This window comes from Bradyrhizobium ganzhouense (assembly GCF_049949285.1).
GTDB classification, from domain to species: domain Bacteria; phylum Pseudomonadota; class Alphaproteobacteria; order Rhizobiales; family Xanthobacteraceae; genus Bradyrhizobium; species Bradyrhizobium ganzhouense.
This window is the reverse complement of the sequence record NZ_CP181318.1, coordinates 1,710,692-1,727,701: the sequence shown is the minus strand read 5'-3', so window position 1 is coordinate 1,727,701 and position 17,010 is coordinate 1,710,692. Positions and strand designations below refer to the sequence as shown.

Below are 17,010 nucleotides of genomic sequence, written 5' to 3'. Positions count from 1 at the left end.
GGGCTCGGATTGATCGGGCTATTGTCCTGCAGATTCTTGAGCTGTCTCAGATCGCGCTGTGGAAGCGGCAATCTTTGCTTCAGATCACGTCGAGCGTTCGAGAAGGGAGGTTGCCGCGGCCAGGTCGTGGGCTGCACTGGCATCAGTCCTACAACTCGCACAATCCTCTCAACCGGTGAGTTTTCCGGCGTCCGGCGAGATCCTCGCTGGCCGAATGGTAGCTCGATCGTTCGGACGCATTTCTCCGTTCGCTGCAAAATACTCATCTGTTGCTGCTTGGCACCCAAGCGCCACCCCGGGCACGCGTTGGATCATCTCAAACGTTCCCTTTCTCGATAGTCAGGGCTAGCCCTTTCACTTGCCGTGCGCCGGACGTAACGAATAGAGCGTCGATGACGCTCGCCGTCGCCGTTTGCCCGATCAGACAGGCCGGTGTGTCGTTGCAAGGATAACATAGGCCTTCCGAACCGGCTCAATGATATTCCATTCCCCATTTGTGTTCGGATGAAAATATACGGAGTCACCGGCGTCGAGGATGATTGTTAGACCGCCATCTGGCGTAAACGTGCAATGCCCCGAGAGAAAGGTGGAGAATTCTGCCTCGGCAACCTGGCGGCGCCATCTTCCAGGCGAGCACTCCCAAACGCCAGCGCTGGTCGCGTCCACCGACGATTTGAAGGCAACTTTGCTGCGCATAATGGAAATTGGTTCACCGATCGGGCGAGAGACAGGGCTGATGCTGTCGAGTTCGTCAGTGGGCAGCTTGGCGCAAGCTTTGAGAACAACGGGGATCATAATCTATTCCTGTCCGATAGAGAGTTTCAGTCCCGCCTCGAAGGCACATAACCGACGGGAGCGAGGTTTGCTAGCGCAAGAGTCAGTGGGCCGGGGCGCCGGGCACGGTCTTCCAATTCTTCTTTGCGGCGCAAAGCTTCGCGTATAAGGATGGAGCCGGCGTAGCGGAAAGGTTCTATTGGGAATCGCTCTACATCGTCACGAACCAGTCCGCATTTGGACCACTGGTCTGGTTCGCCAAGAGCGAGGGAGGCAAGTATCTTTCCTCCCAGTACGGTCGGCCCGATTCCCTGGCCGGAAAAGCCAATGCCGAAAACGATTTCGGGGTGATTGTCCAGGCGGCCGAAGAACGGCAGGCCATCGACAGATCGATCAATCGGACCGGTCCACGACGATTCGATGTCCACGCCGCTGAGCATCGGATAAAGCCTGCGAAAGCTTTCTTCGACTGCGCCAGCTCTAGGCGATGGCCCTTCATAGTGATCCGCCACCTGCCCCGCGAATGCGAAATGCCCAAGCGATTTGCCGAACACGATGCGCCCGTCCGGCGTATTCCGGTAGTAGTTCAGGAACATTCGGGAATCACATATTGCAATGCCTTTTGCAAAACCGATCTCGTTCAGCTTGTCGGGCCTAGCCGTCGTCGCGATCATGTCGCTAGACACGATGGCTACTTTGCGCCGCAGATAGGGGAACTGGGCTCCCCAAGCATTCATGGCCAGAACGACCGTCTTGCTTGTGACCGAGCCTTTTCGCGTTATCACTTTTGGCGTTCTGGTCCGCTCCAAGCGGATCATAGGCGAACGCTCGTAGATCGTCACACCCAGCTTTTGAGCGTGCTTTCGCAGGCCGAGGGCAAGAATGGCGGGCTGGACGGTAGCGGCATCTGGTTCGAACACCCCAGCCAGATTGCGGTCGGTCCCACCCAAGCGCGCCACCTCTGCAGTGTCAAGGATCTGAAAGGGCTGCACATTATGCTTGGCAAGCTCATCGACCAGGATATTCCAGCAGCCGATTTGTGGCGCGGAAGTCGCAGTCCACAGCCATCCATCCGCGCGGAATTCCGCGTCTATGCCATTCTCTCGGCAGAAGTCGCCGATTTCTAGCACCGCTTCCGCCGAGCATCTCGCTATCCTAGTTGCTTCATCTGCACCGCATATTTTGTACAAGGAGAGATATTTGGCCCAGTAGCTCGTGACAAATCCACCATTGCGGCCACTTGCACCGGCGCCGCATAAATCTCGCTCAACGACTACGACCTTCGCCGAGGGCGAGTTCTCCTTGATCCGGATTGCCGTCCATAAGCCCAAATAACCGCCGCCGACGATCGTCACGTCGGCCGTAACGTGCGTTGACAAGGATCGCACTTGGGACTGTCCAAGACGATCGAACGCTTGCCTTAACCAGAAATTATCCATTCCTCGCCTGTCGCTTTCACCTGTATCGATATTACAGGAGCCTCGCAGCCGAATTACCGCAATGCAGCGGCTTTCGACGGCGAAATTCAGCACTCAACGGAAAAGCCCAAAGCTTTTATTCGTGAAGCAGACGAGCGACACCGATTAACGATCGGACCACTAGGTTCTGTGGACTCTTGAGATTCCCTTGAGGCGGCAAATCAGATCCAAGACTGCTTTTTGGGGAGGCAGTCTTGGGTGTCATGGAGCGTTTGCGCTTTGAGCGATACGACGTGGGGTCGGATGGCGCTACTGATCATTGGCCGGCCGACCAAAGAAGGATCGACGGGACGCGACAACCGAATGTTCGTGGAGGGTGTTCTATGGCTGGTGCGTACAGGCGCGCCCTAGCGTGAGCGATTGAAGCAGTGTTTTTCCGGTGCTTCAGTCGCTGGAGCGCGAAAGGTGTATGGTGGCGTATCTTCAAGGCGATGTCTGACGATCCAGACTTCGAGTATCTGATCATTGATTCCACCATCGTCCGAGCCCATCAGCACGCTGCCGGGGCTAAAAAAGCGGGTCTGAAGATCAAGCAATCAGCCGTTCTCGCGGCGGCTTGAGCACCAAGATCCACATGGCCATTCGAGGCTTGGGATGCCCCGTGCGCTTCACACTGACCGCTGGTCAAAAGGGTGATGCACCGCAGGCCGCAGCCTTGATCGAGGGATTGCCTGCCGAGGTCGTGATGGCTGACACCGCCTATGATGCAGACCACTTGCGCCAAGCCATCGCCAACAAGGGGGCGCTGGTTGTTATTCCCAACAACGGGTCACGAGCGCTCAGATATCTGCTCGACAAGCATCTCTACGCTCAGCGACATCTGGTAGAATGTTGCTTCAGCAAGCTCGAGCAGTTCCGACGCGTAGCAACTCGCTAAAAAAACTGCCCGCAATTACCGTGCAATCGTCACCCTCGCAGCTGTCGTGCTATGGATGCGATAAGTGTCTACAAGACCTGAGGATTGCACAACCGAGCGCGTCTTAAGCGTTCTTCGAGTATAGCGGTGGCTGCAAAATGGTGATGACGCCATCAACCCATTATAATCGCAAGGCCGTCGCTCGGTTTACCGAGGCTAACAGTGCGGGCGAGGCGGCATTGCACCGAAGGTAGCACGCTGACAATTTCAGGACTGCAATGCTCCCATTTGGAATGTGTTGTCCATGGTGCATGGCTACCTGCATCCGCTCCCGTCTGAATGAACAGGATCATACATGGGCAACTAGTCATCTGGAACGCAAGTTCGTCACATTAGTTGATAGCTCGAACCTCTATAGAAGAGAGCGCTTCTGGCGAATGCAGGTGTGAGAGGCCGGCCGATCGCGCCGTTGGTGCTGAGCCGGCAGGAGCGGACGTACTTGGAGAGGCAAGTTCGTCGTCATCGTGTTGCGCGGTCGCTATCTGAGCGATGCCGCGCGATCCTACGATGCGCGGATGGATTGCCAAGCAAGTCTGTGGCTGCCGAACTCGGCCTCCACGAACACACGGTTGGCAAGTGGCGCCGCCGATTTTTGAAGGATCGCTCTGATGGCCTGCTTGACGAGGCACGCCCTGGCCGGCCTCGAACCATCAATGACGATCAGGTTGCTGCCGTGATCGAGCGCACGTTGCGTACGACGCCGGCCGATGCCACGCACTGGTCGATCCGCTCGATGGCTACGGAAACTGGCCTTTCCCACACCACGATCCGCAGAATGTGGTCGGCGTTCGGCTTGCAGCCGCCGCACCGTAGCCAGACATTCAAGCTGTCGAGCGATCCGCTGTTCGTCGATAAGGTACGCGACATCGTCGGCCTTTACCTATCCCCACCGAACCGAGCCCTTGTCCTCAGCATCGATGAGAAAAGCCAGATTCAGGCACTCGATCGCGAGCAGCCGGTCTTGCCGATGATGCCTGGCGTGCCGGAACGTCGCACGCACAGCTACGTGCGGCATGGTACGACCTCGCTGTTTGCAGCGCTCCATGTCGCCTCGGGGTTCGTCATCGGAAAATGCTGTAAGCGCCACCGGGCAGTCGAGTTCTTGAAGTTTTTAAAAGAGATCGATGCTCAAGTTCCTGAAGGCCTCGATGTCCATATCGTCATGGATAACTACGCCACCCACAAGACACCCAAGATCAAAGCGTGGCTCGCCCGCCGGCCTCACTATCATCTCCATTTTACGCCGACTTCCGCGTCATGGATCAATCAGGTTGAGCGCTGGTTCGCTGAACTCACCAGAAAGCAGATCCAGCGAGGTGTCCACACATCCGTCAGGCAACTCGAGGCAGACATCCGTACCTTCATCGACCTGCACAACAGAAACCCGAAGCCCTTCAAATGGACCAAGTCCGCAGACCAGATTTTGGCTTCCGTCAAACGCTTCTGTCACAAAGCTCAGCAGACTTTATGTGGCGAACTTTAGATTCACGTGACTAGCGCCAAACTGCTTGTCTCCCTCGATCTCCGCTTGAACGATCCGCGCGCATAATCGTCTTGCGAATTCCTTGCCGAAAGGAATCGATCGTGCTTCCTATGACTTTGATTTACCCGAAATAGCTTCGATAAATTCATTGATCCGCGCGATCATAGGTAAGCGCTTAGCCGCCACCGTATGGACGCAGGCTTGACGCTTTGCGGAATCGCCACGGCATGAGGTCTTCGATTCTGCTATGGGGATGGCCGTCGATAATGGCTCGAGTGTTTCGGCGATGTAGGCGGCCGGGTTGACATCGTTGAGCTTGCAGGTGGCGACGAGCGACGCAAGCAAGGCCCAATTTTCAGCCCCGACCTCAGGCCCGGCGAAGAGAGCATTCTTTCTGGTCAGGCAGACTGGCCGGATGGCATTCTCGACCGGGTTGGTGTCGAGCTCGAGGCGCCCGTCTTCGAGGAAGCGGCTCAGCCCCTGCCAGTGATTGAGCGCGTAACGGATGTCCTCGGCGAGCGTCGAGCCGCTGGAGATCATCGACAGCTGTTTCTCGAACCAAGGCTTTAACGCGGCGACCATGGGCAGCGAGTGCTCCCTGCGCGCGGCCAGCCGGATGTCCGGCGATGAGCTATAGCGCGACAATCTGGGTGGGAAGCGCGCGACAATCAGGATGGCGAGTCGGTGTCGCGGCGAGGTGATGATTGCCGCGATGATTGTCGCGCGCAAGAGTTTTGTTGGCTCTGATTGTCGCGGAGCGTCAATCAGCGAGTGTTTTTGGTGTCGCGTGCGAGGGCGGTCGTCCTGGACCGCGTTTTCGTTCGAGCGCGGTACGCCTGCGATAGCTCTCGACGTTCATCTCGACGATGGTGGCGTGGTGAACGAGACGATCGATGGCGGCGAGCGTCATGGCGGGATCCGGGAAGACCCTATTCCATTCGCCGAAGGGCTGATTGGCGGTGATCAGCATCGAGCGCCGCTCGTAGCGCGCGCTGATGAGTTCGAACAGCACGCTGGTCTCGGCCTGGTCCTTGGTGACGTAGGCAAGGTCATCGAGGATCAAGAGATCGAAGCGATCGAGGCGGTTGATGGCGGCCTCGAGGTTGAGCTCGCGCCGCGCCACCTGGAGCTTCTGGACGAGATCGGTGGTGCGGGTGAAGAGGACGCGCCATCCGTTCTCTATGAGGGCCAAGCCGATGGCTGCTGCCAAGTGACTCTTGCCGCCGCCGGGCGGACCGAACAGCAGCAGATTGGCGCCCTTGCCGAGCCAACCATCGCCGGCGGCGAGCGCGCTCACCTGCGCCTTGGAGACCATCGGCACAGCCTCGAAGTCGAAGTTGTCGAAGGTCTTTCCGGCGGGCAGCCGCGCCTCGACGAGATGGCGCTCGACGCGACGGCGGCCGCGTTCGGCGATCTCGTGCTCGGCGATGGCGGCGAGGAAGCGGGCCGCCGGCCAACCCTCCTTGTCGGACTGTTCGGCGAACTGTGGCCATAGCACCTTGATGGCGGGTAGCCGCAGCTCGTTGAGCAACAGATTGAGGCGGGCGGTGTCGACGGTGTTGGCCGTGTTCATGCGGCGTCTCCGATCTGGCCGGCGCCGATGAGGCACTCATAGCTGGCAGGCGGGGCAAGCTGCACCATGACCTGCGGCACGCAGGCAGGATCGGGCGCGAAGTGGGCGCGCAGCCGTCCGAGGTCGGGCAGTTGGCCGGTGTCGAGGTCGGCGGCGAGCTGACCGGCGAGTTCGGCCTCGCAGCCGCGCTCGTGCGCCAGCGCGAGCAGATCGACCATGAGCCGGCAGGCTTTCCTGTCCGGCAATCGTTCGCGCAAGCGATCGAAGGTTCGGCGATAGGCATCGCGCGGGAACAGCCGATCACGGTAAACGAGATTGAGCAGCGCCATTGGCTTGCGCCGCAAGGAATGGATTACGTGCCGATAATCGACGACCTGGTCGTGCTTGCCGTTGGGATGCGGCCGCCCACGCGGCAGGGTGACGAGATGGGTGCCGCCGACGAACACGTCGAGACGATCGTCGGCGCTATTTCGAGCACATCGCCGCCGCGCGTGCCACGTTCAAAATAGCTTCCGAGTCATTCTGCCGCAGTTATCCAGCCGCCTGGGGACGCCGTTCTTCTTCCGGGCGGACCAACCTCCAATCCAGCCCCTCGAACAGGGCTGCGAACATCGCCGGCGATATGCGCATCACGCCGTCTGCGATCGTTGGCCAAACGAACTTGCAACCTTCGAGACGCTCGTGCACTAACACCAGGCCTGTTCGATCCCAGACCAAAATCTTGATCCGGTCCGCTCGTTTCGATCGGAACACGAAGGCTGCGCCGCTGAACGGGTCGAGACGAAGCATCTCCTGCACCTTCGCAGCAAGCCCATCGTGGCCACAGCGGAAGTCGATCGGCCGTGTCGCGATGTAAATCTTCAGATCGGCACCGGCCGCGATCATCGTGACGCTCGCACTGCACGGATCACCCGGCACAGCTGCTCGCCATCTATGGCTGTGTCCGTCCGCAGCACGACATCGCCGATCGCGATCTCAAGCTTGATCGCCGGAACGTGACGCTCCTCCAACGCATCTTCCACGACCAGCGGTGCGAATGTCGACTGCGATGCCTCGCACGGAGCCAACATGCCTCGCTGTCGAAAGCGTCGTCGCCAATCGTAAAATCTGCCAGCGCGTCCCTCCGTGCTTGCGCGCCACCTCGGACACCTGGGCACCGGGTAGCAGACTCTCCGCGACAATCCGGGCTCTCTCAGCCTCCGAACGCACACGGCGCCCCGACGCTCCTTCGAGGACCTCCAGCCGGCTCACCGGCCCTACCGGTGAGCCGTCCAAATGGACGTCCTTTTTGCTGTCCAATCCCATCCAAACCTCCGTTCCAAGCCGGAGGCTTCTTCGCACATTCATTCTAACTCTGAAGCCAGGGTATCGGCTTCGCGCTTACGATCATAACCCCCTGGCGACCCGGAAAACGATTCCGCGTTTTTGCGGCCTCGTGAGCCGAGCTTTTCGTCGAGCACAAGTGGAAGGATCAGCGCATGTAAGCGCTACACGCTCATTGTTATGCGGCGGCCGAAGCGATCACAGTGCACGCGATCGAGCCGAGGCACTCGCCTGACGGCTCTCACTCCACGCGTCTCGAGCCAGTTTGAGCCCTAACGCACCATCAGCAACAGAAGCAAAGCACGGCTCTGCAATACTGCGCTGGTGCGATAATACCATAAAGGCAGAACTTGCCGAAAGTGTTAGCTCCGGGCAGCAACGCTGCTGGTTGTCTCCCCGCCCGAACCAAGATGAAGATGCAAGAGCGACCTCCGGAGTGCGGTGACCCAGCAAATTCCACCTCTCTCCCGCGCCTTGAATGCGCGGTCTTGTGCCGGAAATCTCGATTCCTCGCGTCAAATATCGCATTGCTGCCTCACCCGTTACAAGTAGCTAACCAATGTGGCGTTGCGCCCTCAAACAACCGCCCTCCTCACCGGGACTTTCGGTAAGACGCGCGAAGGTCGAACGTGGGGCGTTCTAAGACGATCGAATGCCAGCTTTACCCAGAATCATCCATCCCGGCCGTTGAAAACTGTCAACCCATTAGGGATAGTGGCTGGAGACGTTTTTCGCCGCACTTTCCTGCCATTCGGATGAATTTCTGCATCGCCAGGTATTTTGCGGCGTCTTTACTCAAGGTTGAGCCGATTATGCACTACGATCGAATTGACGCCCGCATCCTTGAACTCGTGCAAAAGAATAACCGTCTAACTTCCGAGGTGATCGGCGAAGTAGCCGGCCTGTCTGCCACCGCGTGTCAACGGCGACTAAAGAGGCTCCGTTCAGAAGGCATCATTGAGGCCGACGTCTCCATCCTTTCGCCCAAGGCGGTAGGAAATCCTATTCAAATGCTTGTGCTAGTAACCTTGGAGCGAGAACGCTCGGACATTATCGATCGGTTTAAGAAGGCAATCAAATCGTCAGCTGAAGTCGTCAATGGGTTTTACGTCACCGGCGACGCAGACTTCGTCCTCTATGTTACCGCGCGTAGCATGGAAGACTATGAGCGATTCACTCGACGATTCTTCTATGAGAACCCGGATATAAAGGGCGTCAAAACGATGGTCATAATAGACCGCGTTAAGTCGGGATTCGCCCTTCCAATTGAGGTTCCGTCCGAGGATTGATGGCTGAAGTCTGCGTTTTGGGAGCTTGTTCTCAATTTCGTATAGCATGCGAAACACCGCACTGCCTCATTCACTCTCGTGCTGCATCGGCGTTTGGTCTATCGAGTCGTCGGCCTGGAACGTCACGACTCAATCAGCCAGTGAAGACGACGGTCTTCCTGCCATTCAGCATAACACGATCCACAAGGTGGTGTCGCACGGCGCGGGCGAGTACCCGCCGTTCGATGTCGCGGCCTTTGCGGATGAGATCGTCTGGCGTGTCGCGATGCGAGATCCGTTCGACATCTTGCTCTATAATCGGTCCCTCGTCGAGATCGGAGGTTACGTAATGCGCCGTCGCGCCGATCAGCTTAACCCCTCGCTCGTGAGCCTGATGATAGGGCTTGGCGCCCTTGAAGCCTGGTAAGAAGGAGTGGTGTATGTTGATACAGCGTCCCGACAACTTGGCTGAGAAGCCGTCCGACAGAATCTGCATGTAGCGCGCGAGAACAACAAGCTCCGTATTAGTCTTCTGGACTAGCTCCCAAATTAGCGCCTCTTGCTCCATCTTCGTCTGCTTGGTGACTGGCAAATGGTAGAATTGCAAATCGGCAAGATCGGTGGAGGCTAGGTGCTCGCGCCGTGGTTGGAAACGATTGCCGTCACCTCGATCGGCAACTCTCCAATGCGCCAGCGATAAAGCAAATCAGCTAGGCAATGATCTAGTTTCGAAACCAAGAGCATCACACGTTTCTTTGCAAAACTCTGCCGCAAAGTAAATGTCATCGCGAAACGCCTAGCGAGCTCCTCGATTGATGCAGCAATTTCCGTTTCTGATTTGGCTTTCTCCAGACGGTCGAAGACGACGCGCATGAAGAAGTGCCCGACCTCGGTATCGTCGAACTGCTGAGCATCGAGGATGTTGCAGCCAGAATCAAACAGAAGGCTTGAGACCGCCGATACGATGCCTGGCCGGTCCGGGCAGGACAAAGCGAAGAATCATGGATCGGTCGGACATGGAGTAACCGCCCGACGGCGGCCCCTTATAAACTGCTTTGCAGAAGGCAGGAGGTGAGCGTCATCCCTTAGAGCGTGCTCTGAGGAGCTCTGGGGCGATGAGGTCTTCAAGCTTCCGCCACTCGCCCTTCACTCGAGTACGATTCGAATCGTAAAAGGCGCGAAGGGAAGCGATGGCCGCGTGCCGTTCGCCGGCGATCTCTATCTCAAAAATTCCTTCGGACAGCCATTCGGCATTGACCCCGCTCTCGGAGTGGAGATACCCCATGCCTACGCCGCATCCCAGTGTGTGGCCGAAGCCGGCGGAACGCAGGTATCCCACGAGCGATCCATTGCGCCAGACAGGCTCTGTTCCGAACATGAGCGGCACCGCGCGGGGCGCGGCCAGCTGGACGAGGCGTCGGCGCGGAGTCCGCCCGCGCTGTGTTTCGAGAACCGCCCGCCCAATAAAATCGTTTCCCTTGTTCCAGGCGATTGTGAATCCCAATCCAGCTTCGAGCGGCGAGTCCTCATCACTTACGTCCGCGCCCCAGTCGCGGTAACCGGCTTCAAGGCGCAACGTGTTGAGTGCCACGTAGCCTGCGTGACGCAAATCGAGATCGCGTCCCGCAGCGATCAGCGCATCGTAGATACCGAGCGACTGGTCGGTCGGGATGTGCAACTCCCATCCGAGTTCTCCGACGAAGGTCATGCGAAAAGCGAGCGCCATCCCATAGCCCATCTCGATTTCTCGGGCCGTCGCGAACGGAAACGCGGCTTCAGAAAAATCCGCCGGGCTCACGCGCGTGAGGAGCTCTCGCGAATGTGGGCCCATGACAGAGAGGCAGGTGTAGCCCGACGACACGTCCGTGACGAATACGTGGCTGGCACCTTTGGCATGCATTCGGAGCCAGGCGAGATCTCTGATGAGCTGCACGGCCGCGGTAACGACGAGGAACTCCTCCTCTCCCGTTCGCGCGATTGTGACATCGGACTCCATGCCACCTCGCTCATTGAGCCACGGAGTGTACACGATGCGGCCCACTGGCACGTCAACGTCGTTAGTAGAGAGACCCTGCAGAAAGGAAAGCGCATCACGGCCCTGCACCAGTAGGTGCGCGAAGGATGTTTGATCGAAAAGCGTGACTCCGGAACGAGTCGCCTCGTGTTCGGCCCCACTCGACTTGAACCAGTCGTCGCGAGCAAATGTGGCGTGGGCGTACGCCGCCTCCTCGGGGTTTCCGAACCATTGCGCCCGCTCCCAGCCCGCAGCCTCGCCAAACTTCGCGCCTGCGGCCGCTAGACGATCGTGCAGCGGCGAGACGCGTACGTTACGGGCCGTCTCGGGTGACTTGTGAGGCCAATGTAGAGCGTAAAGGAGGCCGACCGCTTCGCCTGCTCGGTGGTGCAAATATCGCCGATTGCGCTGGAATGGCATCGCTCGTCGGACGTCCATCTCCCAATAGTCGTTAGCGGGCATGCCGGTTGACATCCACTCGGCCATCACTTTGCCGGCGCCGCCGGAAGACTCGATACCGCATGAATTGAATCCCGAGGCCACATAGAGGCCAGCGATATCGGGGGCAGGTCCTAACAAGAACCGATTGTCGGGCGTGAAGCTCTCCGGCCCATTGAAACTGAGTTGCAGCCCCACATTTTCGAGGGCTGGCATGCGCCGCACGGCACTGGCGAGGTGAGGCTCGATATGTTCGAAGTCGTCGGGTAGCGAATCGAAACTGAACTCACCCGGGATCCCCGCCATGCCCCAGGGCTTGCCCTTCGGTTCGAAGAAGCCGACCAGTAATTTGCCCGCGTCTTCTTTTGCGTAGAAGCACGCATCAAGATCTCGCACGGTGGGAGTATCGGGTGACAAGCCCGCCATGGCCTCTGTCACGACGTAAAAATGCTCCGCCGCGTGCAGCGGCACTGTCCAATTGACATCGGCAGCCAATGTTCGGCTCCACATCCCGGCGCAGATGACAACCTTTTCGGTGCGAACGATCCCTTCCGCCGTCTCGACGCCGACGATCCGGCCTTTTTCGACCACGATGCGCATCACTGGCGCGCGCTCCAGTATCTTTGCGCCACCCTGCCGCGCGCCGGTCGCGAACGCGCGCGCTGTGTCCACCGGATTAGTCTTACCATCGGACGCGATCCATGCCGCGCCAAGTACATCGGCTACATCGAGCAACGGTACACGTCTCTTGGCTTCGGCGGCGTCGATGATCTCGACATCGAGTCCGAAGGAGCGCCCCATGGAGGCACCTCGCCTCAACTCCTCTAGCCGAGCGGGTGTCGCCGCGACGGTGATCGACCCACATTGCCGAAAGCCAGTATGCTGGCCCGTCAGCTCTTCGAGCTCACGGAACAAGCCCGCGGTGTACTGGGCCAGCTTCGCCATGTTCTCGTTGGCTCGAAGCTGGGTGACGAGCCCCGCGGCATGCCAAGTCGTCCCGCAGGTCAGTTGGTCGCGTTCGAGCAGCAGGACATCGCGATGTCCAAGCCGCGTGAGGTGATAGGCAATGGACAGACCAATAATGCCACCGCCGATGATGACGAATTCCGCATGGGTGGGCAGCTTGCTTTGCATTCTGGGACTCAAAACAATGGCCTCAAGCAGATCTGAGCGAAGCCGAGGATGGACAAGCGGATATCGCTCTAGGGGTGGCGGCGTGGCAGGTCGTGATATGCGATTCGATTGTCGGTTCCGTCGTCTCACGACCCATTGGGCCGACATCGGCGCCTGGTCGCAACGGTTGCACCTGGTACTGGATGCCGCTTACGAACGAGGCGTGCCTATTCGAGCGCGTAGACTGTGCGGAACTATGCAAAATTTGATCTCCCAACGCGCACATTGATGGCGGACTAGTCAGCTGGAAGCGTCGTTTCTGGCCAAAATTATATCGGCCCGTGGATCTGAATTTCGCTAATGTGGCCCTGTGCGGAAAAGAAATTCTGCGCCTGATACCTGAAAGCGGAGGTTTTGCGTCCTTAGCCTCGGGTTGAAGCGCGCAAAGCCCCAAGGCGGCCCTTGGCGACAAATGCAGAAAATTGTTGCGTCGACACGTTCAAGAAAAGAAAAGCGCGGACAGCGGCTCGACATGATAAGGGATAGATGCTGAGCCGAATGCATCCTTCGGTCTTGCTCAATGCCCTCGCAACGGCTCTTCTAATCGAGCGGCTGTGTGCAGCTTAAGTTGCCCGCTGCAGATCGACCTGCTCCCGCGTGGTCCCCGTCGACGATGGCAAAAGGTGGCGGGCCTCGGGATTGAGCACCAACGACAAGCCTCGCCGGGAAACGGAAGCATTAACGGTGTTCGCGAGCAAGTAAGCAACAGTCATGGGCCGGACACCGCCACGCACCGGGGTTATGTAGCTCGCGCGCGTGCTCGCTTCGGCGAAAGCAATATCTCCGACAAGCTTGACAGTGCCAGTCGTATCGATCGTCCGATTGATGCCGACATCAATGACAACCGCTCCTGGCTTATGCCAATCGCCCCGGACCAGTCCTGCGCAACCGGCGGCAACGACGACAATATCGGCCTGCCTACAGAGGTCCGGCAGGTTTCGCGTCTGCAGCTGCGCTCCTGTCACGGTACATCCGGCATCGCCGAGCAAAACAGCCAAAGGTTTTCCAACGATGTTGGAGCGACCGATGACGACAACATCAAGTCCATTCAAGTCGCTCACGACGGTCTTAATCAGATGGACAACCCCAAGCGGAGTGCAAGGAGCGAGAGCTGGCCGACCCGCGGCCAATCGTCCCACTGTAGGGATGGAAGCCGTCCACGTCCTTGGCTGATCGACGGCCTCCAGTACGCGCCAACGATCGATGTGCCGCGGTAAGGGAAGCTGGACGAGGACGCCATCAATGGAATCGCCAGCATTGAGCTGACCGATCAATTCCAGCAGCACGGTTTCATGGACATTGCTTGGCAGCAGGAACTGTCGTGACTTAATGCCTACGGTTTGGGCCTGCCTAGATTTTGTCTTCACGTAAACCGAACTGGCCGCGTCATTTCCGACCAGCACCACGGCCAAACCCGGTGTGACATTGTATTCGGCTTGGAGCAACGCCACCTCACGCGCAATGCGAGCGCGAAGGAGCTTGGCGATGGCCTTTCCGTCGATTCGGATAGCATTCATGATCATATTTGAGGATGCGATACGCCGGAGCAAGAAGCTGCAACAGCACGCCAAGGGACGCGCGAGCCGTATTCTTTCCGATCGGCTCGCGCTATTAGCAAGGGAAATGCGTCCACACCTACGTGTTTGGCGTTGGTTGCGCCAAACTGGCCTCCACATTCAAGCGCTTGCTGACTCTATCGCAAGTTCGTCCATTACTTGCTTGGTCGCTCGATAGGCCAGATCAACAATCTCGTCTATCTCAGACTCGGTTACAACGAGAGGCGGAGCAAATCCCAGAATGTCTCCATGCGGCATTGCTCGTACAATGAGCCCACGATCACGAGCAGCCTTCGAAATGCGAGCTCCCACCTTGAGCGCAGGATCAAAGCGCCGTTTTGTCTGGCGATCTGCAACGAACTCTATGGCGCCGAGTAAGCCAACACCTCGAACCTCGCCAACGATCTCCATTTGAGCAAAACGCTCCTTGAGTCGACTATGGAAGTGCGATCCGACGATCCTCGCGCGTTCGGTTAATCGGTCGCTCTTGAAAATGTCGAGAACCGCGTTGGCAGCAGCGGCCGCTATCGGATGGCCGGAATAAGTATAACCGTGTGAAAACGCGCCGACACGATCCGCAGCCTCCTCCATAACCGCGTAAACTTTTTCACCGACGATTGCTCCCGAGAGCGGTACGTAGCCGGACGTCAGACCTTTCGCGACTGTCACCAGATCCGGCTCAATCCCATAAAGCATACTTCCGAAGTCTGCGCCGGTTCGACCAAAGCCGCAGATCACCTCGTCGGCGATCAGAAGAACGTCGTAACGCTTGAGTACAGCTTGAATTTCTCGCCAATAGCCGGTGGGAGGCGGTGTAATCCCCCCGGTACCCAGCACCGGCTCGGCAATGAAAGCACCGACCGTTTCCGGCCCCTCTCGCACGATCAATTGTTCAAGCTCGGCGGCACGCCTGCGAGAAAAGGATTCTTCTGTCTCGCCTGGCTCAGCACCCCAATAATGGTGCGGCGTGCCGGTATGCAAAATGCCCGGAAAGGGAAGGTCCATATGGTCATGGTAGAACGACATCCCGGTCATTGAACCCGAAATGACTGAGCAGCCATGGTATCCTCGCTCGCGAGAGATAATCTTCTTCTTCTTCGGCTGCCCGCGTAGATTGTTGTAGTACCAGACGAGCTTCGCCTGCGTTTCGTTGGCATCTGATCCGGATAGTCCGAAGAACACCTTGCTTGGCTTGCCTGGTGCCATTTCGATGAGACGACCCGAGAGAATCGCCAGCTCTTCGCTCGTGTGGGCCGCATACGTGTGATAGTATGCGAGCTTGTAAGCCTGCCGCGCGATTGCCTCCGCCACCTCGGTGCGGCCGTAGCCAATATTAACGCAATAGAGTCCGGCAAAACCATCGATGTAACTACGTCCCTGGGCGTCTTGAATGCGAATCCCTTGGCCGCCTGTGACGATCGTAGGATCGCCGAGTTTTCCTTTCGCAAAGTCCTTGAGTTGAGTGAAAGGATGCAGAACACTGGAGCGATCGAGCTCAGCGATTGTCTTGATATCTATCATACAGCTTCTCCTAAGCCGCCAAATCGCCAAAACAAACGTATTTCAGCTCCATGTATTCCGCCAAACCGTGCCGCGAACCCTCGCGACCGAGCCCAGATTGTTTCCAACCGCCGAAGGGAATAGGAGGACCGGTGAAGGACGTCGTATTGACGCCGATCATGCCGCACTCGAGTTGCTCAGAAAGTCGGAGGCCTCGACGTAGGCTGTCTGTGTAGACGTATCCCGCCAGCCCCATCTCGTTTGCGTTGGCGCGGCTGATAACTTCTTCCTCGGAATCGAACGGAAGTACAGCAGCTACCGGCCCAAATGTTTCCTCCTGCGCAATGAGCATCTCTTCCGTGACATCGGTTAGCAACGTCGGAGGTACAAAGTTGAGCCCTAGCGCGGCGCCCTGATGAGTGAAGAGAACCCGCGCTCCCTTCTTCACTGCATCATCGATTTGGGTCCTGCACTTGTTTGCGACCGTTAACTTGGTCATTGGGCCTATCTCCGTTGCAGGGTCTAGACCGTGGCCGACTTTGAGCTGGGCGATTGCGGCGGCAAACGCCTCGACAAAAGCAGTGTAGATGCGTCTTTGGACGTAGATGCGATTGGCGGCCAAGCAATCCTGACCCGAGGTCGCAAATTTCGCGGCTACCGCACCCCTAACAGCCTGCCCAAGGTCGACATCATCAAAAATGAGGAAGGGAGCGTGTCCGCCCAGTTCTAGTGACACCTTTTTGACCGTTTCGGCCGCCCCCCCCAGTAGTTGACGCCCCACCTCCGTAGAACCTGTAAAGGACAGAGCCCGTATTCTTTTGTCATGCAACAGTGGCGTCGAGAGTTCGATCGGATTGCCCGTAAGCACTTGAAGAACGCCAGGCGGGACACCGGCTTGCTCGGCCAACCGAGCCACGGCGAGAGCAGAGAGCGGCGTCTCGGGAGCAGGTTTCACGATCATCGGACACCCGGCCGCAAGAGCAGCTCCGGCCTTTCGCGTAATCATGGCGACAGGAAAATTCCACGGAGTGATGGCCCCTGCGACACCAATGGGCTGCATTCGGACTTGAAGCAGACTTTCAGGCTTATGACTGGGGATAGTCTCTCCGTAGGTGCGCTCGCCCTCTGCAGCGAACCACTCGATAAATCCGGCACCGTATGCAATTTCATGGCGGGCTTCGGCGAGTGGCTTGCCCTGCTCGCTCGTCACGAGGATGGCGAGTTCTTCCGAATGGTGGAGCATCAACGACGCCCAAGACCTAAGGATCGCCCCGCGCCTTGCCGGCAAGAGTCTTCGCCACGCGGGAAACGATCGTTCAGCTGCCGCAATCGCCTGGTTCATATCCGCGGCAGAGCAATGAGCAACATCCGCGATATCCTCCCCCGTCGCCGGATCGACCACAACATCTCGTTGCTCGCCAGAAATCCATCGGCCATCGATGAGCGCAGCCCCCGCAACGAAATCGCGACGGTGCAGATGTTGCAGGTGCTTGGTAGCGAGGCCAGCCAAATGC

Annotated in this window: 10 protein-coding genes and 5 pseudogenes; 3 read left to right on the top strand and 12 right to left on the bottom strand. The window is 58.1% G+C overall.

Annotation, left to right across the window (positions count from 1 at the left end; genetic code table 11):
• Positions 1 to 420: 420 nt before the first annotated feature.
• A complete protein-coding gene (locus ACLFLU_RS08125) occupies positions 421 to 795 on the bottom strand; it encodes a cupin domain-containing protein (RefSeq protein WP_426411733.1) in 375 nt (124 codons plus the stop codon).
• Between the two features lie 26 nt (positions 796 to 821).
• Positions 822 to 2,213: an FAD-dependent oxidoreductase gene (locus ACLFLU_RS08120; RefSeq protein ID WP_426411732.1), complete on the bottom strand. Its 1,392-nt coding sequence runs from the start codon at positions 2,211 to 2,213 to the stop codon at positions 822 to 824.
• 233 nt (positions 2,214 to 2,446) lie between these two features.
• On the opposite strand from ACLFLU_RS08120, the pseudogene ACLFLU_RS08115 reads away from it, so the two are divergent.
• Both ACLFLU_RS08115 and ACLFLU_RS08110 read left to right on the top strand, forming a co-directional pair.
• Positions 2,447 to 3,193: pseudogene (locus ACLFLU_RS08115) on the top strand (IS5 family transposase).
• Between the two features lie 345 nt (positions 3,194 to 3,538).
• Positions 3,539 to 4,651 (top strand): IS630 family transposase, encoded by a 1,113-nt coding sequence (locus ACLFLU_RS08110; protein ID WP_426413936.1) that lies wholly within the window; start codon positions 3,539 to 3,541, stop codon positions 4,649 to 4,651.
• A 175-nt stretch (positions 4,652 to 4,826) separates the two neighbouring features.
• Here the strand turns inward: ACLFLU_RS08110 and ACLFLU_RS08105 are convergent.
• The 5 genes and pseudogenes from ACLFLU_RS08105 to ACLFLU_RS08085 all read right to left on the bottom strand — a co-directional run.
• Positions 4,827 to 5,281: pseudogene (locus ACLFLU_RS08105) on the bottom strand (IS66 family transposase); the annotation flags it as partial.
• Positions 5,282 to 5,411: 130 nt separating this feature from the next.
• Entirely contained in the window at positions 5,412 to 6,224 is an 813-nt protein-coding gene (gene istB, locus ACLFLU_RS08100) for an IS21-like element helper ATPase IstB (RefSeq protein WP_426411731.1), read from the bottom strand.
• Positions 6,221 to 6,685: pseudogene (locus ACLFLU_RS08095) on the bottom strand (IS21 family transposase); the annotation flags it as partial. The gene istB and the pseudogene ACLFLU_RS08095, both read right to left, overlap by 4 nt.
• 70 nt (positions 6,686 to 6,755) lie before the next feature.
• The gene (gene tnpB, locus ACLFLU_RS08090) at positions 6,756 to 7,109 is read right to left on the bottom strand and encodes an IS66 family insertion sequence element accessory protein TnpB (RefSeq protein ID WP_426411730.1); all 354 of its coding nucleotides are present in this window, start codon (positions 7,107 to 7,109) and stop codon (positions 6,756 to 6,758) included.
• 90 nt (positions 7,110 to 7,199) lie between these two features.
• On the bottom strand, positions 7,200 to 7,529 hold the full coding sequence (locus ACLFLU_RS08085; protein ID WP_426411729.1) for a transposase: 330 nt from the start codon (positions 7,527 to 7,529) through the stop codon (positions 7,200 to 7,202).
• A gap of 830 nt (positions 7,530 to 8,359) precedes the next feature.
• On the opposite strand from ACLFLU_RS08085, the gene ACLFLU_RS08080 reads away from it, so the two are divergent.
• Positions 8,360 to 8,836: an Lrp/AsnC family transcriptional regulator gene (locus ACLFLU_RS08080; RefSeq protein WP_426413935.1), complete on the top strand. Its 477-nt coding sequence runs from the start codon at positions 8,360 to 8,362 to the stop codon at positions 8,834 to 8,836.
• A gap of 133 nt (positions 8,837 to 8,969) precedes the next feature.
• On the opposite strand, the pseudogene purU reads toward ACLFLU_RS08080, so the two are convergent.
• The 5 genes and pseudogenes from purU to ACLFLU_RS08055 all read right to left on the bottom strand — a co-directional run bounded on the left by purU (position 8,970) and on the right by ACLFLU_RS08055 (position 17,006).
• A pseudogene (purU, locus tag ACLFLU_RS08075) lies at positions 8,970 to 9,805 on the bottom strand (formyltetrahydrofolate deformylase).
• 88 nt (positions 9,806 to 9,893) lie between these two features.
• A complete protein-coding gene (locus tag ACLFLU_RS08070) occupies positions 9,894 to 12,401 on the bottom strand; it encodes a GcvT family protein (protein ID WP_426411728.1) in 2,508 nt (835 codons plus the stop codon).
• Between the two features lie 689 nt (positions 12,402 to 13,090).
• Positions 13,091 to 13,957, bottom strand: a pseudogene (locus ACLFLU_RS08065) (bifunctional 5,10-methylenetetrahydrofolate dehydrogenase/5,10-methenyltetrahydrofolate cyclohydrolase); the annotation flags it as partial.
• A gap of 159 nt (positions 13,958 to 14,116) precedes the next feature.
• A complete protein-coding gene (locus ACLFLU_RS08060) occupies positions 14,117 to 15,517 on the bottom strand; it encodes an aminotransferase (RefSeq protein ID WP_426411727.1) in 1,401 nt (466 codons plus the stop codon).
• Positions 15,518 to 15,527: 10 nt separating this feature from the next.
• A complete protein-coding gene (locus ACLFLU_RS08055; RefSeq protein ID WP_426413934.1) occupies positions 15,528 to 17,006 on the bottom strand; it encodes an NAD-dependent succinate-semialdehyde dehydrogenase in 1,479 nt (492 codons plus the stop codon).
• Between the last annotated feature and the right edge of the window lie 4 nt (positions 17,007 to 17,010).